This window comes from Legionella sp. PC997 (assembly GCF_014109825.1).
In the GTDB taxonomy this organism is placed as follows: Bacteria; Pseudomonadota; Gammaproteobacteria; order Legionellales; family Legionellaceae; genus Legionella.
The window spans coordinates 3,506,096-3,528,587 of record NZ_CP059576.1; the positions used below are offsets into that span (position 1 = coordinate 3,506,096).

Here is a 22,492-nt window from a genome sequence, read left to right on the forward strand (position 1 = left end):
TTTACTCACACTAGAATAATGCAAGCAAAAATATTCTCCAATTTCTTTTAAACTAAATTGACCACTTTTGTACGCAACTTGAATTCCTTCATTTCTTGTACTGGTCTTTTGCTCTATCTTCTTAAGCATACCTCAGAAAATGTCTTTAAAAATAGATTTCTATCTTCTTCTGAAATGTAGATACGCTCCTGGTTTGGTAGACGCTCTATATCAATTGTATTCTTTGTTATCGCTTTATTCTATGAATCAGTTACTAACCACTCCTATTGAACCCCCGGTTAAAAACTGGTTTAACCGGACAGTTTTTTCGTTTCTTGTTGATGTTGTGGTTCCTCTTGTTTTTTCTTTCTCATTTGTTTAAATAGATTGGTTTTATCTTCAAATACTGGTCCCTCTTTAGTTTTATTCTTTGATAAAACCATAGCCGGTTCTTGCTCCGGTGCTGTGAAAAATGTAATCCCTTTTTTAATGACCCCTTCACATTTAGTTGAGAACAGATTAAGAAAATTCTGGTTGTATTCTCGTTTTGCTATCTGTCGGGCATTATTTCCATCTTTATCGACTGCCTCAGTTTGGACCTGACGTGCTTTGAGTAATTTCATTATTTCCAGTGCTGCCGGGTCGCTTCGTTGGGCCAGTAAATGTAATGTTGTTTCTCCCTTAGTATTTTTAGCATTAATATCTGCGCCTTTTTCAATCAGAAACTTAGCCATGTGTAAGCTTGTCTCTTGCTCTTCTTGAGAATCGCTAGATTTTGCGTAGAGTATCGCTAAATGTAAAGGGGGATAACCATCACTCATTTTATTAATATTTTCCGCTAACGCTTCTGCGTTACGTCTTTGATTCCAGATATCAATTTCGCCTCGTTTAATGTCTTGATGTAAGGGGGTGTCCTGTTCCCTGGAGTGCCATTGGTATTTCTCAGCATCTCTGCGGGATTTTAATTGAACCTCCATAGATGCTATATCTTTCTTTAATATCTCAATTAATCCCATCATCTCTTTTTGTAGTTCAACTACTCTCTGAGATGCAAGGGGGCGCATAATCCTATTCTCCGTTTTGTGTTTAGTCTCCTGCATCTCATTAAAAACTTCATCGGAGTTTTCTCGAACTCTCTTGTTGATCAGCTCCAGTTTTTTTATTTTAAGCGCCAATATTAGAGACTTATGTTTTGGTAATAATTGCTGTATTACTAAGCGCATTTGAAACATTACTTTCAGTGACTTGAGTTGGACTAAATCCTGTTTACGCGCTTTTTCTTCTACGGCTTTATAAATTTGTGCCTCTTTAGAGTCGTCAATTCTTTTAAAAACCCTCATAAGAGAACCATTTTTTTCTTGAAAAGACTCTGTTGCTAATGTGAGTGCAGATTTATTGCTCCTGTCTTTAATATAGACATCTGCATATTGACAAATCTCTTTAACTGCTTTTTCTTCCTTATTATTAATTAAAACGTGTAAGAGATTATTTCCATTTTTATCTTTGGCATTGGCCAAGCGCGATTTATCCTGAAGTGGGGCGGCTTTTATTTCTCCTATCAATGCATCCCTCACTCTTTTTTCATTAAAATCCATTGAACCAATATCTTTTATTTTGTTTTGAACGCTTACTTCCCTTTCTCTCCCTAACCTTTCCTCTTCTAATCTTTCTTGCGCGTTGGGTTCGTCATTATCTTCTGCCAACTCCGCATTGTCATCTACTGTCGAAGTTTTCTCTGCCAATTCTGATGAGCCTATTCCCTTCTGGGTTGGAGAGGTTATTAATCCCTCTTTGAGGAACCTGGCATATATTTCCTTATTCTCTGTAGACGATACTTCTGCGAGAAACAGTTTTCCTTTTTCTGTTGCAAAAGTTTGTTTGTCAATCTTTGCTCCAGAAAGAATCAATAAGCGAACTGCATGAAGATGATCATTATCTAATGCTAATTGCAGTGGTGTCTTACCCTCGGGATTCTCCTTATTAATCGGGTTACTCACAAAAAAATCAATTGGACTACTCATGAATTGGCTCAATAAGCTTTTATCCTGGTTGGTTAATTCTTTAATACGTTGAATATCTCCATTCTTCGCAGCCAGGTGAAAAATATTATTTCCAGCACTATCCTGTTTACTTAAATCAAATCGAGCTCCTTGTTCCTTTAACCTTTGAATAATGAGTTCAAAACTGTTTCTTTTCTCTGTTTTATTAGGTTCTTCAGCCTCGGAGTATTTTTTATAGGCGATGAACAACAGATTGTTAAATTGATCGGTGGCTTGAGTGTGAACGCCTCTCTCTATTAAATCATCTATTAATAAATTCACAACCACCGTTTTTCCCAGGAAAACGGCTGAATCTAAGGGAGTATGCCCGGAAGCATTAGAAAGATTCCACTCCAGATTTTTAGTTTTTAAGTCTCTGAGTAGTAGGTCAACTATCTCAAGATTTCCTTTTGCAACAGCTAGATGTAAAGGAGTATTCCCTTTATAATTTTTAAAATTACTATCCTTATCCCTGAGATTAGCCAAGAACAACTCAACCATTTGAGGTTTTCCCCCTAAAGCGGCAAAATGTAAGGGGGTATTACCGTCTTTATTTTTAGAGTGCCATGGCTCTTCTTTGCTTAACAACAAGCTTGCAGCTCCAACTTCACCTTTATGAGCGGCAAAATGTAACGCATTATTACCGTTAGAGCTTGGGGCATCAAGATGAATACAGTGTTCCATAATTAGTTTAATTTGGTCTAAATTACCTGTTTCAGCACTTGATTGGAGGTGTAGGAGAAATTGCTTGTTTCCTATTTGAGTCAGATCAATACCTTCTTCTTCCTTCCCATGCTCTTCAATGAGCAGATCTGTCAATGTTCTTTCTTTGTGACTTTCTAACAAGTCTATTTTTTTCTGAATTTCTGCTACCTTCCTGGTAAAATCTTCTACAACGGCTGTTTTTATTTCTAACTGATGTAAAAGTTCATTCCTATCCTTTGTAAGCTCAGCTATTCGCTCAAGAACTTCAACGTACTTAGATTCTGCAATCGAAAAAAGACTAGGAATATATTGGTTAAATGACTCCTTTTTCTCCAAATGTTCCAACTCGCTATATGCACCTTGCAGAGAAGTAAAATCTCTGACTGGAGCTTCACTAAAAGCAATTTTATCTGCTTCTTTTTTTATTTTTTGCAAACTAGATTCTAGTTGGCCTAAGGTTTTATTTGTCGCCGAGAGAGTTTCTCTTTCCTCTTGAAAGGCTTTTAACCGATCACCAAAAAACCAGCGGATAATGGGTAACCCATACCAAAAGATAGAAGTACCCAGGCTATCTATCCTCTCCTTATTACTCTTGGAAGCTGATTCGATAGCGCTCGTTTTACTGTCTATTTCAGCGCTTTGATTTTTTAGAGATAATTTTAAATCCCCCCAATTTTTATTCTGTTCTGTTAATAAACGATTTATCTCTTCCTCACTAGTTTCCGCTTTTTTTTCTATTTCTTGTTGTTCACTTTTTGCAGATTCACCCTGTTGAGCGAAACTACGCTGATTTTCTCTGATTCTTCTAATGCTTGAATTGACTTGTTGACTCAAATTCTCCAAATGTTTTCTTAAACGCAGTAAAGTATCTTGCATCGGGAATCGCTGAGAGAGCTCAAGCAGTTCATCTGAAAGCTTTGCTATTTTTTGCCTTTTTTCTTCTAGGTCCTGTGATGGGTCAAAAGAACGTAATTCTTCTGCAAATTTAAGCGCAGCTTCTTTAAAAGCTGCATTGACATGGTCTATCTCATCAAATATTTTTATAGCATCGTGTAAATCTTGCGAATTATCGAGCAAATTATTTTCTTTTAAAAAGTTAAGTCTTTCATTATGTTGTGCTTTTACAATTTCTAATTGGGCTAAGGCGTTTTCCTGATCGGAATAAAATTCCTTATAATTTTGTTCAATTTCTTCATGTTTTTTATTTACTACCTTATGATCGTTCTCTGCCTGCGAGCTCAGGTGTGCAACTCGTTTAGAAAATTCTACAATGCGGCTATTGATTTCTTGATATCTTGACTGACTTAATTTCACTGCCTCTAAACTCTTTTCGAGCAAGATTTCGCCTAATTTTTTAAAATTGCTTAAGTCCTCTCCAGAATATATCTTTTCTGCTTCCTCAAAATATTTGAGGTGGACTTGCTCTTTTTGTTTTTCCTCTAATAAAAGTTTTTCAATATTTTTTAATTCTGCTTCAAGTTCCTGCACCTCTTTACCGTATTTTTTAAGGTTCTTTAAATTTATTCCGATATCAGCCGGTATTTCTATGTTGCTTATTACCTTTTCAATTGCACTTATATTTTGATTATTACTTTCAACTTGTTCCTGGGCTATATCTCCGATTTGCATCAATACTACGGGACGAGCTAAATTTTCCAAGGAGGAAAGATGATTGTCTGAATTTGCTTTTTTCAATTCCTTGATTAAAATCAGATAATTTTGCCGTAGAACTGGGGTTTTTTCTAAATCTGTAGGTGAGATTTTTTTTAATTTTTCAATTATTAAATCAATGTAGGCGCCTTCTAAAGATTTATTTTTTGCCAGCAATCCCCGAGTAATGAGCACACACGCACTCAGACTCATATTTGTCAAAAGCGTATATTTGAATTCCGATGTATCCTTTAGTTTTATTTGTTGTAATAAATTCATCCTCATCTGTTTCAGTTGCGCAGTGTAAACTGAACTATTACCAACATTCGATTGATAACCTTTCAATATCAAGTCTAATTTTTGGCAATATTCTCTGGAGGGATTGATAAAGATTAAATAGCTACTCAAGAGCTCACCCATGAGTTTTACAATTGCATTATTTTTATCCTCTCCAATCATTCCATTTAAATAAGCTAGGAGGAATTGAAGTTCCTCTCCTGGTGTTTCAAGTTTAGAGGAGTCTGCAATAACAGCATTAAACTCTTCTCGGTTAGAATCATTTAAGACGCTTTGAAGTCGTTGTTCTACTATTTTATTAAACATAAATGTAATCTCTAAATTGAGTCATCAAGGGCGATTATTGAGCGAATTAAGCGATAATTATACATTTAGTTTATTAAGCCAACATTAATGGGGAGTTTTTATGATTTGAGGATAGTATCGAAAATTTCTTGTTACCTAACGCAAGGTAATCATGCGCGGGTTTATAGGGAATACTGTTTTATTATAAATTAATTACATTAAGGACTTATTAATTACCTGGGATCTAACAAGCGATTGAGGCGAAGTGCCTAAGGACATTGGATGATGAGTAAAACGATAAAGCTTACGCACTTACGGGGTCAGGCCTTGCACACTTATGGGGTCAGGCCTTGAATTGTGAATTTTCGAAACTATAGTCGTAATTTTTGACTATTTTACTCACACTAGAATAATGCAAGCAAAAATATTCTCCAATTTCTTTTAAACTAAATTGACCACTTTTGTACGCAACTTGAATTCCTTCATTTCTTGTACTGGTCTTTTGCTCTATCTCTTTTAAAGTGTAATTCTCTGGTTCATATTGAGTTTTTGGAATATCTATTAGATTCATTTGAGGGTCGATTTTTTTCAACATCTCATTAATAAACTCATCATTTCCCAAGTAAATTTGTTTTTTTAAATCACTCCATGGTGACTTACTCGTTATTCCATCAATGACAAATTCTCGATATTTATGAATGGCTACGGCCACATCTTCACTAAATAAACAAAGAATTTTATCTGTATGCAACCAATTGGGTTTAGACTCTTTTAATGTCGTAGCTTGATAACTACTCCATTTCCATTCATCTGGTGAAGTAACCATTTTTGCGCGTACAGGATTTAATACAATGTATCTTGATAACTCAAGCAAATAACCCTCTTTATCAACTAATATTGCTTTGAATCGTCCTTGAAAAACGTGCCCCACGCGATTGTGGGTTCGATTAAATCTTTGAGTATAGACACCACATCTTAAGCATACCTCAGAAAATGTCTTTAAAAATAGATTTCTATCTTCCTCTGAAATGTAGATACGCTCCTGACCATCTCCTCTTGAGGTGATATGATACAACGCTCCTGGGAACTCTATTCGCAGTGATCTTGCCATGTTGGACTATTAATTATCTTTTCCTTGAGTGTTTTTAATTCATTCCATTCTGAGCGTCAATAGACTCCATCAATCTTCAATTGAAATTCACAATTCAAGGCCTGACCCCATTATTAATATGATCGTGAATTTTCCAAAACCGGAATTATTTCGCTCACGCCCCTTAGCTTGAAAATACATGCTATATTTCATGAGAGAAGGATGGGAAAAAGTCGTTTCTCATAAGCTCATTTTCACCATACGTTAAAGCTCTGGGCAGGAGGAGGTAGAAATGACTACTGCAGGGGTATACTATAAAGAGTGCCCTAGAGGTATGACTATTGACGAATGGGCCGCACGTGTCGATTTAGCTGCACTCTATCGTCTTGTTGCCTGGAAAGGTTGGGACGATTTGATCTTCACTCACATATCAATGCGAGTACCTGGAAGCAAACACCATTACCTGCTAAGCCCATTCGGCTTGATGTTTGAAGAAGTGACCGCTTCAAGCCTGATAAAGGTTGATGTAGAAGGCAATGTGATTGAGTCGGAAAGCAAAATGATTAATCCAGCAGCTTTTGCCATCCACAGTGCAATCCATAAGGCACGTGACGATGCAAAATGCATTATCCATCTTCATACCCTAGATGGTGTTGCGCTTTCTGTCTGCGCAGAAGGGCTATTACCACTAACGCAGAATGCCATGATCATTGGTGGCGAGCTTGCCTATCATGACTATGAAGGTATTGTACTTGATTCTCACGAAGGGGAACAGCTGGTTGCTGATTTAGGCTCCAAACATCTCATGCTGCTTCGCAATCATGGAACATTAGCGGTGGGACCTAACTGTGGGGCTGCCTGGTTACTGATTTACTACTTAGAATCTGCCTGCTCCATGCAGTTGCGCGCCACAACCCATAGCAGAGAACTAAATAAACCGATACAGGGTATTCCTGAAAAAGTTCAAAAAATGAGTCGCGCTTGGTACGATGGAACCTTGGGGACATTTGCCTGGCCTACTTTTCTGCGAAAACTTGAGCGCATTGATTCTAGGTACCGAACCTAAAGAAACCTACGTATGAAAACATATACCATTTTAGAACAAGGCATTCATTTTCTTACCAGAAAGCATACGTCAATTCCTACACAAGAGCTTAAAGGAGAATGCGCCTGGAAGGCTAAGGAAATTGGAAGTCCTGAAACATTCGCCCATCATTTGTCTTTAGCTGAAACCAACGCTATAGATACTTTAGTTGATGAAGTGGAAGCAGTAGATATCAGCCTTGATGAAATCGGGCCAGGAGACTGGGGTAATGTCAATTTACAATTACTTATTGATGAATGTTGCACTGCATTGTTTAAAGGTCGAGGCTTTATCCTGATCCGCGGTATTCCGATTGAGCGTTGGTCAATAGCACGCGCTAAATTATTCATGGCAATTTTCGGCAGTCAATTTGGCCATTTAGGCATCCAAAACCCACAAAATGACCTCATTGGGGAAGTATGTAATCACCCCGAGGTAAATAATAACTATGCACGGAATTACCTCACTAACCGGGAATTTCGTCCTCATTGCGACGGCGCTGACCTACTGGGGCTCCTTACCATCCGACCTGCGGCACAAGGCGGGGAAAGTCGCTTGACGAGTTCAGTTTCTGTATTCAATGCATTACGCAGCGAGTCACCACATCTGATACACCGATTGTTTGAACCTGTATTACTCGACTTACGCAACGAACAAGCACCAGGAACTCCCCCAGTTGTCTGGATAACACCTTGTGCACACCATGAGGGTCAACTTAAAACGGTTTATCTCTCAGATTATTTCCGAAGTGCAGACCGTCATCCGGGAGTTACAATTGATCCTGAAGCGAAAATTTTGTTTGACCTATATGATCGTCTTGCCACTCACCCTGATCTTGAATTACGCTTCACTCTGAAAGCAGGAGATTTACTGATTATCAATAACCACGTTATTCTCCATGCACGTGATGCATTTGTCGATGTACCCCATGCGAAACGACTTCTGCTTCGTTTCCTCGTATCCTCTAATCGCTAATTTGATAAATTATTGGACTTTGGAGTGTGCCTGACACTCAGTGTAGATACTGAGTTGATTATCGACAGTATCAATTTGTAAATACTTAACCCGTTTGAGAAGCAAAAAGATATGTAATTAACAAAGCTAAAAAATGGATTGATAATCAAATTAAATCAGGGACACTTAGACCAATCAAATAATACTAAATGGTGCCGTTATAGTGCCGCGATATGGTGGGGCGGCGGGAATCGAACCCGCTACCATACGTTTTGTTCTTTTCATGAAATACCACTAAAGACTATGAAAAACCATGTCAACTTTGGGCTATCGTTCTTTCTGCAAAATATATGAAGTAGTCTTTCGTCGTCTGTAATTGTCCTCAGATGGTGCCGTTTTGGTGCCGCTAATTAAGAGGTGAGTTCAGTTTGCTCAACCACATCAGGAAAAAGATACGTCTTACTTATCCCCCTCTCTTTCAATAGCCCTTTAAGGTAACATAAGTTGCTTTCTGTTCGTTCAATCAAAAACTCCTTAAGTTCAAATCTACAGATCTCTAATCGATTTTTATAGCGCTGGCTAAAATAATTTAATGATGGGAAGCCCCCGTTTTGCAAAAAGAAAGAACACGGATGGCGAAAATAGCTAAAAGTTCCCTCTTGCCTTTCTGCCCTAATGTTTTTTAAATGTATATTTCTATCAAGCATTTTAACTGGCGATATGGGATCAAGGATTTTAAAAGCATATAAAGCAAGAAATTTGGAGTTTTGCTCACGCTTCTTTCCTAACGCAAAATGAATAGCCACATAAAAATTATGGGACCAATCTAATGCTGCGGTTGGAATCCCGTAATGTTGGGGCAGTGTTTCGTCGACAGCAGCCAGATCTTCATAGGGATTAGCTTGCTGAATGAGTGTGCCATCCTTTAAACTGTGGCGGTTAATAATGGTTGGGAGGTATCTTTCGAACATCTGTTGAAAAGTTGTTTCCTGTCGCCAATACACAGCGTCACGTAATAAAAAGCTGGCAGCATCCTGTTCAGAGACGTTATCGGGATTATTTTTAACAAAAAGATGGAGAGAATGGTTGTAGTGCATTATATATAAGCACCATTCTTTTAATAAGTATATTGCTGGATGTTGCAAATGAATAGGATTGGACGAATACCATAAGGCTATAGCTTTTTTAATTTCTTCACTATTGAGCCATTCAGTAAGGATCGATGGGGGAATATTAAAGTCTCTCTTCATTTGAGCAATCGAATGCTCTCTAAAAGCACTGGGTGTTAACTGATACCTAAAATCTTCATGTCCTCTGAAAACATACCCTTCCAAGGACAATTGCTCTAGCGTAGAGATTATAGTGCGGGTGCTTGCTGTCATAAAATAAACTCCTTTTTAAAGACAGATATTGTTACATCCTTGACATTGATGCAAAATAAATTTGACATGATTTGTTTTGTCAGCAATAATTATAAACATCATTACTAAGGATGCAAATATTTTGGAACTGATAAACATCTCAACAATTAGTGCGGGCTACTCATTTCGCGGAAAAATACCCGAATTAAAAAATTCAGGTATTTATTGTGTTCAAATGAAAGACATTAATGAAACATATAATGTAAACTGGAGCACAGTAATAGAGACTATATTACCTAGCCGCCAATCTCAGGTATCACTTCAGTCTGGGGATATTTTATTCGCAGCACGTGGCCAGCGTAATTACGCCGCATTAATAGATGCTGAGCTAAAAGAGCGTCTTGCGATGGCAGCACCTCAATTCTTTGTAATTCGTTTAAATGTTCCTGATGTTTTACCCGAATACATAGCTTGGTTTTTAAATCAAACTATCGCACAGCGCTATTTTCTCAGTAATGCTGAGGGTAGTACAACGCCAAGTATTCGTAGACAGGTATTAGAAGCAACACCAATTATTTTACCTACATTGAAGCAACAAAGAACCATCATAGAATTAGCTAAAACCATAAGCAAAGAAAAACAGTTAGCAGACAAAATGATCGCTAATGGTGAGTTACTTATGCAAACACTGCTTAATGAAATCAGCCAAACCCAATTGAATGAAGAGGAAGTTACATCATGCTAAATAGCAATGCGTTAAACACTACAGCCATCAATGCCGAGCCTGTTAATCAAGACGCTATCAACAAAGCGCTGATGGCAGCGTGTGATACTTTTCGGGGAACAATTAGTGCTGATACCTATAAAGATTTTATTCTTACCATGCTCTTTCTGAAATATATATCAGATGTCTGGCAAGATCATTTTGACGAATATCAAAAACAATATGGTGATGAGCCGGAATTAATTCATGAAATGATGAAAAATGAGCGTTTTGTGATTCCTGAAATTATTCTTAAAAATGAAGATGGCTCTGTTAGAGATCAATTTCAAGCAACATTTAAAAACCTTTGGGAACGACGTCATGAACCCGGCAATGGTGAACGAATTGACCTGTGCTTACATGCTATAGAAGAAGCAAATGGTACCAAACTACGCGATAACGCTAAAAGTGTTTTCCAAGATATCAGTTTTAATACCGATAAACTTGGTGAAGAGAAGCAGAAAAACACTATATTAAGACATTTACTAGAGGATTTTGCTAAACCTGAACTTAACTTAAGACCTTCTCGCGTTGCAGGACTCGATATTATTGGCAACGCTTACGAGTATCTTATCAAACACTTCGCTGCCAGTAGTGGGCAAAAAGCCGGGGAATTCTATACTCCTCCCGAAGTATCCAGCTTGATGGCAACATTACTTGATCCTCAACCCGGTGACAGTATATGTGATCCTGCTTGTGGGTCTGGCTCTTTATTGATGAAATGTGGTCGACTGATTAGAGAAAACCATCATAAAAAAAATTATGCGCTCTTTGGACAAGAAGCGATTGGCTCTACATGGTCGCTGGCCAAGATGAATATGTTCTTGCATGGTGAGGATAATCACAAAATTGAATGGGGCGATACCATTAGAAATCCAAAACTATTAGATAGAAAAGGGCATTTGATGTTGTTTGATATTGTCACAGCGAATCCACCCTTTTCACTAGACAAATGGGGACATGAAGAGGCTGAAAACGATCATTTTGGCCGCTTTCGCCGAGGGATACCCCCTAAGACCAAAGGTGATTATGCGTTTATATTACATATGATTGAAACGCTTAAACCTAAAACAGGTCGGATGGGCGTGGTTGTGCCACATGGCGTTCTATTCAGAGGATCCAGTGAAGGGAAAATTAGACAAAAATTGATTGAAGAAAATTTACTAGATGCAGTGATTGGCTTACCTGAAAAGCTTTTTTATGGTACCGGTATTCCTGCAGCTATACTTATTTTCAAAAAGCAAAAATCAGATGATAAAGTGCTTTTTATTGATGCCTCCAAAGAATTTAAATCAGGCAAAAATCAAAACCAATTGTCTCAAGGCAATATTGATAAAATCATTGAAACTTACAATCAACGTCAATCTATTGATAAATATGCATATCTCGCAAGCCTAGATGAAATTAAAAGGAATGATTACAACCTAAATATTCCTCGTTATGTTGATACCTTTGAGGAAGAAGAAGAAATTGATCTCATAGCGGTTAGAGCTGAGCGTATGATACTAAAAAAAGAATTAGCCAAGCTTGAGCTTCAAATGGAAGCATATTTAAAGGAGTTAGGCTATGACTCCTAACGATTGGAATAAAAGAAAAATTTCTGAAATTCTGGAAAAAGTCGTTCTTCCTGTAAATGTTATGAAGAATGAAGAATATAGAGAAATCGGCATAAGATCGCATGGAAAAGGAATTTTCTATAAAGGGAAAATTACTGGAAAATTACTAGGAAATAAGAGAGTTTTTCACATTGAACCTAACTGCTTAATACTGAATATTGTTTTTGCATGGGAACAAGCGATTGCAAAAACTACTCAGAATGAATTAGGCATGATTGCTTCACATAGATTTCCAATGTATCGACCTAAAAATAATCTATGTAATGTTGATTTTATATTATATCTTTTCAATACAAAATTAGGGAAAAATCTTCTTGAACTAGCTTCTCCTGGAGGAGCTGGACGAAATAAAACTCTTGGGCAAAGCGAATTTGATCGTTTGGAAATAGTTCTACCTCCATTATCTGAACAAATTAAAATAACTGAAATCCTATCAACATGGGACAAAGCTATCAGCACCGCCGAAAAGTTATTAGCCAACAGTGAGCTGCAGAAAAAAGCGTTAATGCAACAATCGCTGACTGGAAAAAAGCATTTTCCTGGATTTGATGGTGTGTGGAAAAAAGTAGAGTTAGGCAAGTTGTTAGATTACCAACAACCAACACCTTATCTTGTGAAGTCCTCTGATTACTCTAATGAATATAAAGTACCCGTATTAACCGCTGGAAAAACATTTTTACTAGGTTACACAAATGAAGATTTCGGAATATTTAACAAGAATCTACCAGTAATTATATTTGACGACTTTACCACTGCTAGTAAGTTTGTAAATTTTCCATTTAAAGCAAAGTCTAGTGCAATGAAAATCTTAGAAGCAAAAGAAGGCGTTTCGATAAAGTATATATTCGAAGCAATGCAAATACTAAATTATCCTATTGGAGGACATCAGCGACACTGGATTTCAATATTTGCTAATCTTGTTATCTCGTTACCCTCCTCTGAAGAGCAAGAAAAAATTGCTTCAGTACTTTCTACCGCTGATCGTGAAATTGAACTGTTAAAACAAAAACTATGTTCTTTAAAACAAGAAAAAAAAGCATTAATGCAGCAACTTTTAACGGGGAAAAAACGAGTTAAAGTAGCGGAGATAAACAATGCTTAACTTAATTTCCTTTGAAGAAGCTATTATTGATTCACAAAACTATTCTAAACGGCATTTAATTCTAGGAAATGGTTTCAGTATAGGCTGTTTCCCCGATATTTTTCATTATTACTCTTTATATAACAAAGCGGACTTTTCTAATACACCAGAATTAAAACAGGCTTTTGAAGCTTTTAATACACAAGATTTCGAAATTATTCTCAAAGCACTCGGTAATGGCATTTGTCTATTGCCTATTTACGTGCCAAATAGTCAAGCATCCACAAAAAAAATAGAAGCACATATTGCTTGCTTAAAAGAAGTTTTAATTCAGACTATTTCAGAAAATCACCCGAAGATCCCATCTGACATTTCAGAAACGCAGTATCTGCACTGTAAGAAGTTTATTAATTATTTCCTTGGAGAAGGAACCTCTGGACAAGTTTATACACTTAATTATGACTTGCTTCTTTATTGGGTTCTAATGCATTCCAGCGATTTTATTGATGAAGCATCAAACAAAATAAGCAAAAATGATGGTTTTGGAAATGTTGAAGATGAATTTGATACTTCATATGTCATTTGGCAAGGTCACTCTAACTCAGGACAGCAACGCGTTCACTATCTACATGGTGCACTTCATTTATTCGATGCAGGATATGAATTAAGAAAATACACCTGGCTCAGAAGTGGTGTTCGGCTTATTGATCAAATCCGTGAATCACTTGAAAACAATGAATTTCCATTGTTTGTAACAGAAGGTACTAGCCAAGAAAAAATGGCTAAAATTGAACATCATGCGTATCTTTACCATAGCTATAAGAGCCTGATCGCAAACTGCAAGCAAAAAGAGCCTTGTGTTTTTATTTATGGACATTCCCTCGCTGAAAATGATAATCACATTTTAAAAAAGATAGGTAAAGGTAAATTCCCTAAATTGTATATAGGGTTATACGGAGACCCATCCAATCAAGGAAACAAATACATTATTCAACAAGCCAATCAATTAGCAGCTTTAAGGGATAAAAAATATCCCTTAAATTTAGCATTTTATGACTCTTTATCCGCTAACGTATGGGGAGCATGATGCCTTTCAATCAAAAGACTCCTTTCTTTACTATCCAAAAGAGATTTATATCATGACATGGACAGTTGAACTAATTTTAAACGAACTCATTCAACTAGATGAGCATCAACGTATCGAAGCTAAACGCGCCAGTGAAATTGGGCCTTCGGTGATGCAAACCATTTGTGCTTTTGCGAACGAACCTGGTTTAGGTGGAGGGTGGCTGCTTCTCGGTATTGTTGAACCAGATTCTGAACATAGCACATTTTGGGTTAGTGGTGTTGAAAATATCGACAAGTTATTAGGTGAACTACAAAATAATTGCCGAACACAATTTGAACATCCCATCCGCATTGAATGTAAGCACGAAAAATTTGATGGCAAATCAGTGATTGGTGTTTTTGCACATGAACTTGAGCCTAACGCAAAACCATGCCGTTTTATTGGAAAACCTGATAAACATAACAAGCGTAAAACAGGCGTCTGGCGACGCGGCGCAAACGGTGATTATGAATGCACTGAAAAAGAGCTAGAGCCTATTTTAATAGCGAAGGCTGGCTCTAGTTATGAACAAATTATTTTACCGGATACCTCTCTCGATGATTTAGATGAAAATGCTATCGCCCTGTATAGAAAATTACGTGCAAAAGTTCGGCCTAATGCCGAGGAATTGCAAACTGATGATCTAGGATTACTGCGGGCTTTACGTGTTGTTAAAAAACATGGCGGCGAGTATATCCCCAATATTTCCGGGTTACTTTTATTTGGGAAAACACTTTCTTTACGCGGATTATTACCCGCTGTGCGTGTAGATTATGTTCGAGTTGCAGGCACTGAATGGGTAGAAGATCCAGACCAACGTTTTCAGTACTCTCTTGATCTGCGAGAACCATTATTAACCCTTATCCCTAAACTTGAAAATGTGATTTTAGATGATATGCCTCGCTATTTTCGTTTAGAAGAAGGACAGCTACAACGCTCTGATCAGCCTTTCTTGCCTCAAAAAGTGATTCGCGAGGCGATTGTGAACGCAGTGATGCATCGAGATTACCATGTCCACCAGCCAACAATCGTTGTGCGCTATAGCAATCGGCTTGAGATCCGAAATGCAGGTTATTCTTTGAAGTCTTTGGACGAATATGATGATACCGGCTCTGAGTTAAGAAACCCAATCCTTTCTCATGTTTTATATGACTTGGATTTTGCAGAAACGAAAGGAACCGGGTTTCGTACGATGCAGCGTTTACTAAACGATGCGGGTTTAACTAAGCCTATATTATTATCGAATAGACAAAATAACTACTTTAAAGCAACCTTTTTACTCCATCAACTGATGAATGAAGAGCAGTTGCTTTGGTTAAAGCAGTTTAGAGACTTGAATTTAAGTTCCGATGAAGCCAAAGCGTTGGTCTTAATTAGAGAGGTGGGTGCCATAGACAATGGGGCTCTGCGGGCAATTACAGACTTAGATACGCTGGCAGCAAGTAAAGTACTTGGTCGCCTCTGGCAACAATACCATTTGATTGAAAAAGGTGGAAGTGGACGTAATACTTATTATAAACCAACCCATTTGCTGATGAGCTATCATCCTTCTGAGCATCAAAATAGAGATGAGCTCAATAGAAATGATAGTAACCTCATGGCAAATGGTAATGACCTCAATCGAAATGGTAGTGACCTCGATGGAAATAGCAGCCACTTACCGGATGCTTTGCGAGAGGCAATTGAGCGCTTGACTCCAAAGTCTCGTCAGATAAAGCCCATCATTTTGAAGTTATGCCTACATCACTCGTATTCTGCAGATCAAATGGCGACTATTCTTAATAGAAACGCGAGTGCTTTAAAAACGAAACAACTTGTACCTATGTGTGAAGAAGGTTTGATAACGTATACCCATCCAGAGGTACGAAATCATCCAAATCAAGCTTATGCTATCACAGAGAAAGGAAGGGACTGGTTAAAAAATAAGGGGCAACTATGACCCAATTACCTCGTTTTCAAGAAGAATACAGCGCAAAAATACCTGCGCTGGTTGTTCTCAACAATTTAGGTTGGACTTTTCTATCTCCAGAGCAAGCATTAACTTTACGTGAGAATAAACCCAGTGAAGTAGTCTTAAAAGCTGCGTTATATGATGTATTACGAAAACGCCGTTTTATATATGCAGGAAAAGAGTATCCGCTATCTGATAAATCGATTGATGCCATTGTTGCAGAAATTAGTACACCCGCATTAAATGAGGGATTAACCAAAGCAAATGAGCGGATATATAACCACATCTTATATGGCATTACTGTCACTGAATTTGTTGGTGGTAAAAAAATAAATCCGACTATTCCGCTGATTGATTGGCATGATATCCAAAATAATAGTTTTTTATTTACAGAGGAATATTCTATTTTGGGTGCTGGTGGTGTGCAAACCCGTTGTCCTGATATTGTTTGCTTCGTGAATGGCATACCACTCGCGGTCATCGAAGCGAAGCGTCCTGATGGAAAGAAAGGCCCAACGATTGAAGAAGGAATATCACAACATCTACGTAACCAGCGTTTAAGCGAAATCCCTCAGTTATTCGCCTATAGCCAACTTTTATTATCCATTAATGGTGTTGACGGTTTATATGGAACACAAGGAACAGATGCAAAATTTTGGGCGACTTGGCGAGACGAAGATATAAACGAGAATCAATTTAATCAAATTAAAAATTTAGCACTTACCTCTCAACAAATAGACGGCTTTTTTAACCATCGGCGAGCAACCAATAGAGTTTGGTTTGAAAAACTCATTTCGCAAGGACAATTAGCTGTAACAGGACAAGATAAACTTCTTATCAGTTTATTATCACCCCAACGATTACTCGATATGACTCGTTATTTCATGTTGTTTGACAAGAAAGCAGGGAAAATCGTTGCACGTTATCAACAGTTCTTTGGTATCCAGCGGCTAATTGAACGAATTAACACACATACCCCTGATTGTGGTCGAGAAGGTGGCGTAATATGGCATACCACTGGCTCAGGTAAATCCCTAACGATGGTCTTTTTATCACGTGCACTCATTTTGCATGACAGTTTGAAACAATGTCGCATCGTTGTCGTCACTGATCGGGTCGATCTGGAAAGACAACTATCTAATACCTTTCATTCTGGTGGTGAGTTTTCTGGAAAAACAGAATTTTCAAATGCAAAAGCCACATCCGGCAGGCGGCTGGCGGAGCAAATCAGCAAAGGCACTGAACGTGTTATTTTTTCTCTCATTCAAAAATTTAATACCGCGGCCAAGCTGCCACAATGCAAAAATTTAAGTCGTGATATTGTCGTTTTAGTGGACGAAGGCCACCGCTCACAAGGAGGGGAAAATTATATTCGCATGAAACAGGCCTTGCCTAATGCTGCCTTCATTGCCTTTACAGGTACGCCCTTGCTTAAAGAAGATAAAACAACGAATAAATTTGGGTCTATCATCCACGCTTATACCATGCAGCGTGCAGTAGAAGATAAAATGGTAACACCGCTTTTATACGAAGAAAGACGTCCTGAACTCATGGTCAATGACCGTGCAATTGACTCTTGGTTTGAACGAATAACTGAGGAACTTTCTGATGAACAACGGGCTGATTTAAAGAAAAAATATGCAAAGAAAGGCGAAATTTATCGCTCAGAAAACCGAATTGAGCTTGTTGCTCTGGATATAGCGCATCATTTTGTAAAAAATATTGATGAGGGCTTAAAAGGACAGCTTGCTTGCGATAGCAAGCTATCTGCGATTCGCTATAAAAAATATTTAGATGATGTGGGCTTATTTGAATCGGCTGTTGTGATGTCCCCGCCAGATACAAGGGAAGGAAATACTGAAGTTGATGAATCTAAAATCCCAGAAGTAACGAAATGGTGGAAAGACAATGTTGGCAATCAAGAGGAACGTGAATATACACGACAGGTTATAGAGCGTTTTGCCAATGATGAAGATTTAAAAATAATTATTGTTGTTGATAAGCTGCTTACTGGTTTTGATGAACCGCGAAATACGGTGCTCTATATCGATAAGCAGCTAAAAGAGCATAATTTAATTCAGGCTATAGCTCGTGTTAACCGATTACATGAAAAGAAAAAATTTGGATTATTGATTGATTATAGAGGAATCCTTAAAGAGCTTGATACTACTATTGCCAAATATCAGGATTTAGCATCCAGAACACAACAAGGTTATGACATTACCGATCTAGATGGTTTATATCACCAAATGTCTAGTGAATATAAACGTCTTCCCCTGCTCTATGATGCATTATGGAAAATCTTCAAAGAAGTTAAAAACAAAGGCGATTTTGAACAACTAAGGCAAGTACTTATCCCCAAAATACAAGAAGTTGATGGAGACCTCGTCGATACAAACCTGAAAGTTCGAGAGGATTTCTATGATGCACTGAGTGAGTTTGCGAATTGTCTCAAAGTTGCCTTACAGTCTGATAGCTTTTTTGATGACAAAAGTATTACCGATGCCCAACGTACTCACTATAAAGAGACATTAAAACAATTCACCAGCCTGCGCCAAATTGCCAAACTCGATGCAGGTGAAATCATTATATATGATAAATACGCCGAGCTTGTAAAAAAACTCATGGATAAACATGTTGTTGGTGTGCAAATTAAAGAGCCAGAAGGTGTATATGAAGTTGGCAAAATGGGACGTCAAGAGCGACCCGAAGAATGGAATGAAGAAAAAACAAGAAACGAAACAGATATCATAAAAACACGCATAGCTAAAATGATAGAACAGGATTTAAGAGATGATCCCTATGCGCAAGAAACATTTTCAGAACTTTTAAAAATAGCCATAAAAGAGGCAGACGAACTATTTGAACATCCATTAAAACAATATTTACTATTTCAAGAATTTGAACATGATGTGCTGAACAGAAAACTAAAGGAAATTCCAGCAGATTTTTCTGATAATCACCATGCGCAAGCTTATTATGGAGTATTCAAGCTTCAACTTCCTGTTTCTTTTGCAACTCTCACAGAAGAAGAACAAAAAAAATGGATTGATCTTGCCTTTACTGTGGATGAACTAATTAATGTTTCAATTGCGGAACATTCCTTGAATCAACAAAATACAGAAGCAGACATTCGAAAAAAATTATTACCTATTATTTTCAAAGCGTGCAAAGATTTAGGTTTTGGAATGGAACATGCAAAAAACATTATTGAACAAATTATTCAAATTGTTCGTGTGGGTTTAATTTCAATATGATTAAGGATAATCGATGTCTACAGACACATCCTATATTACATTCGGGATAGATAAAATTCCTTTTGAGCTTCGACCCAAAAGACAAGAAGGCCATAGCATCACAATTAAAGTCAAACCTGATTGTCAGGTTATTGTTTTTGCACCTCCATCAGCAACTCATGATGAAATTATTGTGGCTGTAAATAAACGCGCAAAATGGGTGTATAACAAATTACGTGTATTCAAATCTCAGCAAGATTATATTACTCCTCGACAATATTTAAGCGGCGAAAGTCATTACTATCTGGGTAAAAAATATTTGCTCAAAGTGATTGATGATTCAAAAGCCAAACCGCAAGTCAAATTAGTACGCGGTCAACTTCAAATTATTGCAGCAAGGAGTATAGAGCATAGACGCCAACTTTTGTTAGATTGGTATAAGCAGAAAGCTTTTGAGTTTTTTAGCAAGAGATTGGATCAACTTATATTGACTGTCCCTTGGATAAAAGAACGTCCCACGATAAGTATAAGAGCTATGCGTTCCCGATGGGGTAGCTGTGGGGTTAATAGGAAAATAATGCTTAATACTCATCTCATTAAAGCGCCGACAGCATGTATTGATTACGTGATACTCCATGAGCTATGCCACCACTCTGAACATAATCACAGCGATAAGTTTTATCGTTTATTAAGTCAGGTTAGCCCCAACTGGAAGCGGGTAAAACATTATCTCGATAAAACTGCTAATTTATATCTTATGACTTAACTTTGATGGAGATTTATAACATCTAAGATTCTGAACTAGAACACCTACAATCTTAACTTCAATACCATCACTTACCTTAATATTTGGCCAATTATCATTTAGTGTTAACAGCTCAAATTCTGCTGAGGTATAAGATAATTTTTTATACTGGCAGATGATTGTTTCTGGCTTACCAGTAATTTTAACAGCCACAAAATCACCCGGTTCTGGCAAAACCAGAGGATCAATCACTAGTACATCGTTGATTCTAATTTCAGGTATCATACTGTCATCTGTTATTTTCAAGGCAAATGCAGCCGTGCTTAATTCTGGTTGTAAAGCCGTACTCACAGCAATAAAAACCTTATCGCCAGATGTCTCCGCACCAGTATGCAAATTAGCCTCGCAAGCTTGCTGATAATCCAAAAGCGGTATTAACTGACTAGGATTTTTTGCTTCCTTGAGAAGCTGGTTATCCGACAAACACATCAAATAAGCAGGTGAAACATCCAACGCCTGCGCAAGCGATTTAATCTCTTCCGGACCCGGAGTACGCACACCCTGCTCCCAATTCGTCAAGCGCGTTTGTTTCAACCCCCCAGCAAGCTCGCCAAGAGTCTTTAACGTTAAGCCTTTAGCCTTCCGTGCCTCAAGAATACGTTTGCCAATTTCCTTTTTGATATTTAGCTCAGTCAAGTTTACCCCTAAAAATTGAGAATCACTATTGCAATATCACATTATGTGATATAAATTAGTCTATATATTCACATTTAGTGAATATAAATCTTATGTTTTTATAAAGATATCACAATATGGAAATAATAACGAGGATGAGTAGGGATATTACCCATGATGGATTTTGTGATTAATGGTGATGAGTTAGAGGCAATGAGTGGGTTGCCCCATATCCAGCAACTGACTTATTTAAGAGGGATACGACCTTATATGGACGTTAAAACCGGAATAGTCGGAATCAAAAGAGGCATCAGTCATCAGTCTATTTCTGAGCAACTGTATGTTGAGCCGCATCAAGGCATAAAAAGCCAGAGTTTTTCCCGTGATCAAGTCCGTCGTGCGGTTTCAGGATTGGTTCGAGCTGGGCTAGTAGAAGTGCAATCTGAAGGAATGCATTTAATTTTAAAATGCCTTTTAGCTTCACCGCATTATTCTGCTCAAAATAAAGCCGCCATAAACCCGCCACAGAAAGCCACCATAAAGCCACCCGTTACAGATCAATTAAACACTGGCTTTTCCGGAGTTGAAGCTGAAAAAGGCGACATAGTGACCCCATCAAAAGCCGCCATACCTCTATATAAAGATAATTATTATATTTATTTATTATCCCAATTCGAACAATTTTGGTCGTTGTACCCCGAGAAGAAATCCAAGAACAACGCTCAAGCTGCATTTGAACAACTTAACCCGAGTACAGAGCTATTTCAGCAAATCATGCTTGCATTACAGCAGCAACTTCAACACAGAAACCAACTTAAAGCACAAGGCTCATGGGTACCTCCTTGGAAATATCCCGCCAATTGGTTAGCCAAGCGCAGTTGGGAGGACGAATTATTTATGGACGCATTACAGGAGAACACTCATGCAAAGCATGAAAAAAATACTAGGCCAAATAACACCGGAGCAGACTTGTTCTGCCCTCCCTGTGATGAAGAAGAATCAAGAGCAGACAATGTCATCTCATTCCAGCGATACCAGTAAGGAACAAAAACGTATTGACTTATTGTTCTCAAAATTCGCGGCCTTCTACGGGCATATTTGGCGAAGCCAGTTTAAAGATGAGCAGTTTTTGAAGTTTGCTAAGAAAGAATGGCTGGAGGGCTTAACCGGGTTTACTGATGCAGTAGTGCAGGAAGCCATTATTGGCTGCCGGGATCACTATGAAATGCCCCCATCATTACCGCAAATGATCGGTTACTGCAAACAAATTAACAAACGAAAGCAGTTTAGAGTGGCTCCAGTTGATACACGAGCGCAAGTGGAAATAGTCAACAAGAACGTAAAACGCTGTATGGAACTTTTAGCCTAAAAAAGGAGAGCAATATGTTGGTATTAACCAGAAAGGCAGGACAGCAGATTTTTATGGATAAAGGTCGCATACAGATGAAGGTCATCAAAATAGAGGATGATGTCATTAGCATTGGTATCGATGCCCCACTGCACATTGATATCGCGCGAGAAGAAGTCTTTTCCCAAAATCTGGCGCAAGAAAAACTGGCTTCTTTAACAAGGAGTACCCGATGAACAAACGCCAAAAAGTACAAAATAGCGTGTCACTGGCCTACTGGACAATGATATGCGCCCTTCTACCCGCAACATCACATGCGAAGAGTATTGAAAGCATTATCGATAGAGCTGCCCGTTATCTACAAGGAGGGCTTGCACGCTCTGTCGGAGTACTGTGCATCATCATAGCAGGTTACTTATGTTTGTATCGGCAACGATTTCCCAAAGAGTATTTCTCAATGATTCTAGTGGGATTAGGCATCATTTTTGGTGGTTCCACCTTGTACAATACCTTTATTGGTTAAAG

17 protein-coding genes are annotated in these 22,492 nt (G+C 37.9%); 13 read left to right on the forward strand and 4 right to left on the reverse strand.

The window, feature by feature from the left end; all coding sequences use genetic code 11:
• Nucleotides 1-290: 290 nt before the first annotated feature.
• Nucleotides 291-4,976: an ankyrin repeat domain-containing protein gene (locus HBNCFIEN_RS15320; protein ID WP_182391920.1), complete on the reverse strand. Its 4,686-nt coding sequence runs from the start codon at nucleotides 4,974-4,976 to the stop codon at nucleotides 291-293.
• A 322-nt stretch (nucleotides 4,977-5,298) separates the two neighbouring features.
• Nucleotides 5,299-6,066, reverse strand: a complete 768-nt coding sequence (locus HBNCFIEN_RS15325) for an addiction module toxin RelE (RefSeq protein ID WP_182391921.1) — start codon at nucleotides 6,064-6,066, stop codon at nucleotides 5,299-5,301.
• 271 nt (nucleotides 6,067-6,337) lie between these two features.
• Between HBNCFIEN_RS15325 and HBNCFIEN_RS15330 the strand changes: the two genes are divergently transcribed.
• Nucleotides 6,338-7,111, forward strand: coding sequence for a class II aldolase/adducin family protein (locus tag HBNCFIEN_RS15330; RefSeq protein WP_220470999.1), 774 nt, complete (start codon nucleotides 6,338-6,340; stop codon nucleotides 7,109-7,111).
• 12 nt (nucleotides 7,112-7,123) lie between these two features.
• Nucleotides 7,124-8,104, forward strand: a complete 981-nt coding sequence (locus tag HBNCFIEN_RS15335; protein ID WP_182391922.1) for a TauD/TfdA family dioxygenase — start codon at nucleotides 7,124-7,126, stop codon at nucleotides 8,102-8,104.
• A 389-nt stretch (nucleotides 8,105-8,493) separates the two neighbouring features.
• On the opposite strand, the gene HBNCFIEN_RS15340 is transcribed toward HBNCFIEN_RS15335, so the two are convergent.
• Nucleotides 8,494-9,465 carry an FRG domain-containing protein gene (locus tag HBNCFIEN_RS15340; RefSeq protein WP_182391923.1) on the reverse strand — a complete coding sequence of 324 codons (972 nt, stop codon included), beginning with the start codon at nucleotides 9,463-9,465 and terminating at the stop codon, nucleotides 8,494-8,496.
• Nucleotides 9,466-9,541: 76 nt separating this feature from the next.
• On the opposite strand from HBNCFIEN_RS15340, the gene HBNCFIEN_RS15345 reads away from it, so the two are divergent.
• From HBNCFIEN_RS15345 to HBNCFIEN_RS15375, 7 genes are read left to right on the forward strand one after another with little or no spacing between them, the layout of a single operon-like run.
• Nucleotides 9,542-10,189 carry a restriction endonuclease subunit S gene (locus HBNCFIEN_RS15345; RefSeq protein WP_182391924.1) on the forward strand — a complete coding sequence of 216 codons (648 nt, stop codon included), beginning with the start codon at nucleotides 9,542-9,544 and terminating at the stop codon, nucleotides 10,187-10,189.
• Nucleotides 10,183-11,784 (forward strand): type I restriction-modification system subunit M, encoded by a 1,602-nt coding sequence (locus HBNCFIEN_RS15350; RefSeq protein ID WP_182391925.1) that lies wholly within the window; start codon nucleotides 10,183-10,185, stop codon nucleotides 11,782-11,784. The genes HBNCFIEN_RS15345 and HBNCFIEN_RS15350 overlap by 7 nt, the downstream gene beginning before the upstream one ends.
• Complete coding sequence (locus HBNCFIEN_RS15355; RefSeq protein WP_182391926.1) at nucleotides 11,774-12,925, forward strand: restriction endonuclease subunit S; 1,152 nt, start codon at nucleotides 11,774-11,776, stop codon at nucleotides 12,923-12,925. Before HBNCFIEN_RS15350 ends, HBNCFIEN_RS15355 begins: the two co-directional genes overlap by 11 nt.
• The gene (locus tag HBNCFIEN_RS15360; RefSeq protein ID WP_182391927.1) at nucleotides 12,918-13,991 is read left to right on the forward strand and encodes a DUF4917 family protein; all 1,074 of its coding nucleotides are present in this window, start codon (nucleotides 12,918-12,920) and stop codon (nucleotides 13,989-13,991) included. Before HBNCFIEN_RS15355 ends, HBNCFIEN_RS15360 begins: the two co-directional genes overlap by 8 nt.
• A gap of 52 nt (nucleotides 13,992-14,043) precedes the next feature.
• Entirely contained in the window at nucleotides 14,044-15,951 is a 1,908-nt protein-coding gene (locus HBNCFIEN_RS15365; protein ID WP_182391928.1) for an ATP-binding protein, read from the forward strand.
• Nucleotides 15,948-19,220 (forward strand): type I restriction endonuclease subunit R, encoded by a 3,273-nt coding sequence (locus tag HBNCFIEN_RS15370; RefSeq protein WP_182391929.1) that lies wholly within the window; start codon nucleotides 15,948-15,950, stop codon nucleotides 19,218-19,220. The genes HBNCFIEN_RS15365 and HBNCFIEN_RS15370 overlap by 4 nt, the downstream gene beginning before the upstream one ends.
• A gap of 13 nt (nucleotides 19,221-19,233) precedes the next feature.
• The gene (locus HBNCFIEN_RS15375) at nucleotides 19,234-19,965 is read left to right on the forward strand and encodes a M48 family metallopeptidase (RefSeq protein ID WP_182391930.1); all 732 of its coding nucleotides are present in this window, start codon (nucleotides 19,234-19,236) and stop codon (nucleotides 19,963-19,965) included.
• On the opposite strand, the gene HBNCFIEN_RS15380 is transcribed toward HBNCFIEN_RS15375, so the two are convergent.
• Nucleotides 19,948-20,640 carry a LexA family transcriptional regulator gene (locus HBNCFIEN_RS15380; protein WP_182391931.1) on the reverse strand — a complete coding sequence of 231 codons (693 nt, stop codon included), beginning with the start codon at nucleotides 20,638-20,640 and terminating at the stop codon, nucleotides 19,948-19,950. The genes HBNCFIEN_RS15375 and HBNCFIEN_RS15380 overlap by 18 nt on opposite strands.
• 153 nt (nucleotides 20,641-20,793) lie before the next feature.
• Here HBNCFIEN_RS15380 and HBNCFIEN_RS15385 point away from each other — a divergent pair, with 153 nt between their 5' ends.
• From HBNCFIEN_RS15385 to HBNCFIEN_RS15400, 4 genes are read left to right on the forward strand one after another with little or no spacing between them, the layout of a single operon-like run.
• Nucleotides 20,794-21,660: a hypothetical protein gene (locus HBNCFIEN_RS15385; RefSeq protein WP_182391932.1), complete on the forward strand. Its 867-nt coding sequence runs from the start codon at nucleotides 20,794-20,796 to the stop codon at nucleotides 21,658-21,660.
• Nucleotides 21,632-21,988, forward strand: coding sequence for a Vir protein (locus HBNCFIEN_RS15390; RefSeq protein WP_182391933.1), 357 nt, complete (start codon nucleotides 21,632-21,634; stop codon nucleotides 21,986-21,988). Before HBNCFIEN_RS15385 ends, HBNCFIEN_RS15390 begins: the two co-directional genes overlap by 29 nt.
• 14 nt (nucleotides 21,989-22,002) lie before the next feature.
• Nucleotides 22,003-22,203 carry a carbon storage regulator gene (locus HBNCFIEN_RS15395; protein ID WP_182391934.1) on the forward strand — a complete coding sequence of 67 codons (201 nt, stop codon included), beginning with the start codon at nucleotides 22,003-22,005 and terminating at the stop codon, nucleotides 22,201-22,203.
• A complete protein-coding gene (locus HBNCFIEN_RS15400; protein WP_182391935.1) occupies nucleotides 22,200-22,490 on the forward strand; it encodes a TrbC/VirB2 family protein in 291 nt (96 codons plus the stop codon). Before HBNCFIEN_RS15395 ends, HBNCFIEN_RS15400 begins: the two co-directional genes overlap by 4 nt.
• The last annotated feature ends 2 nt before the right edge of the window (nucleotides 22,491-22,492 follow it).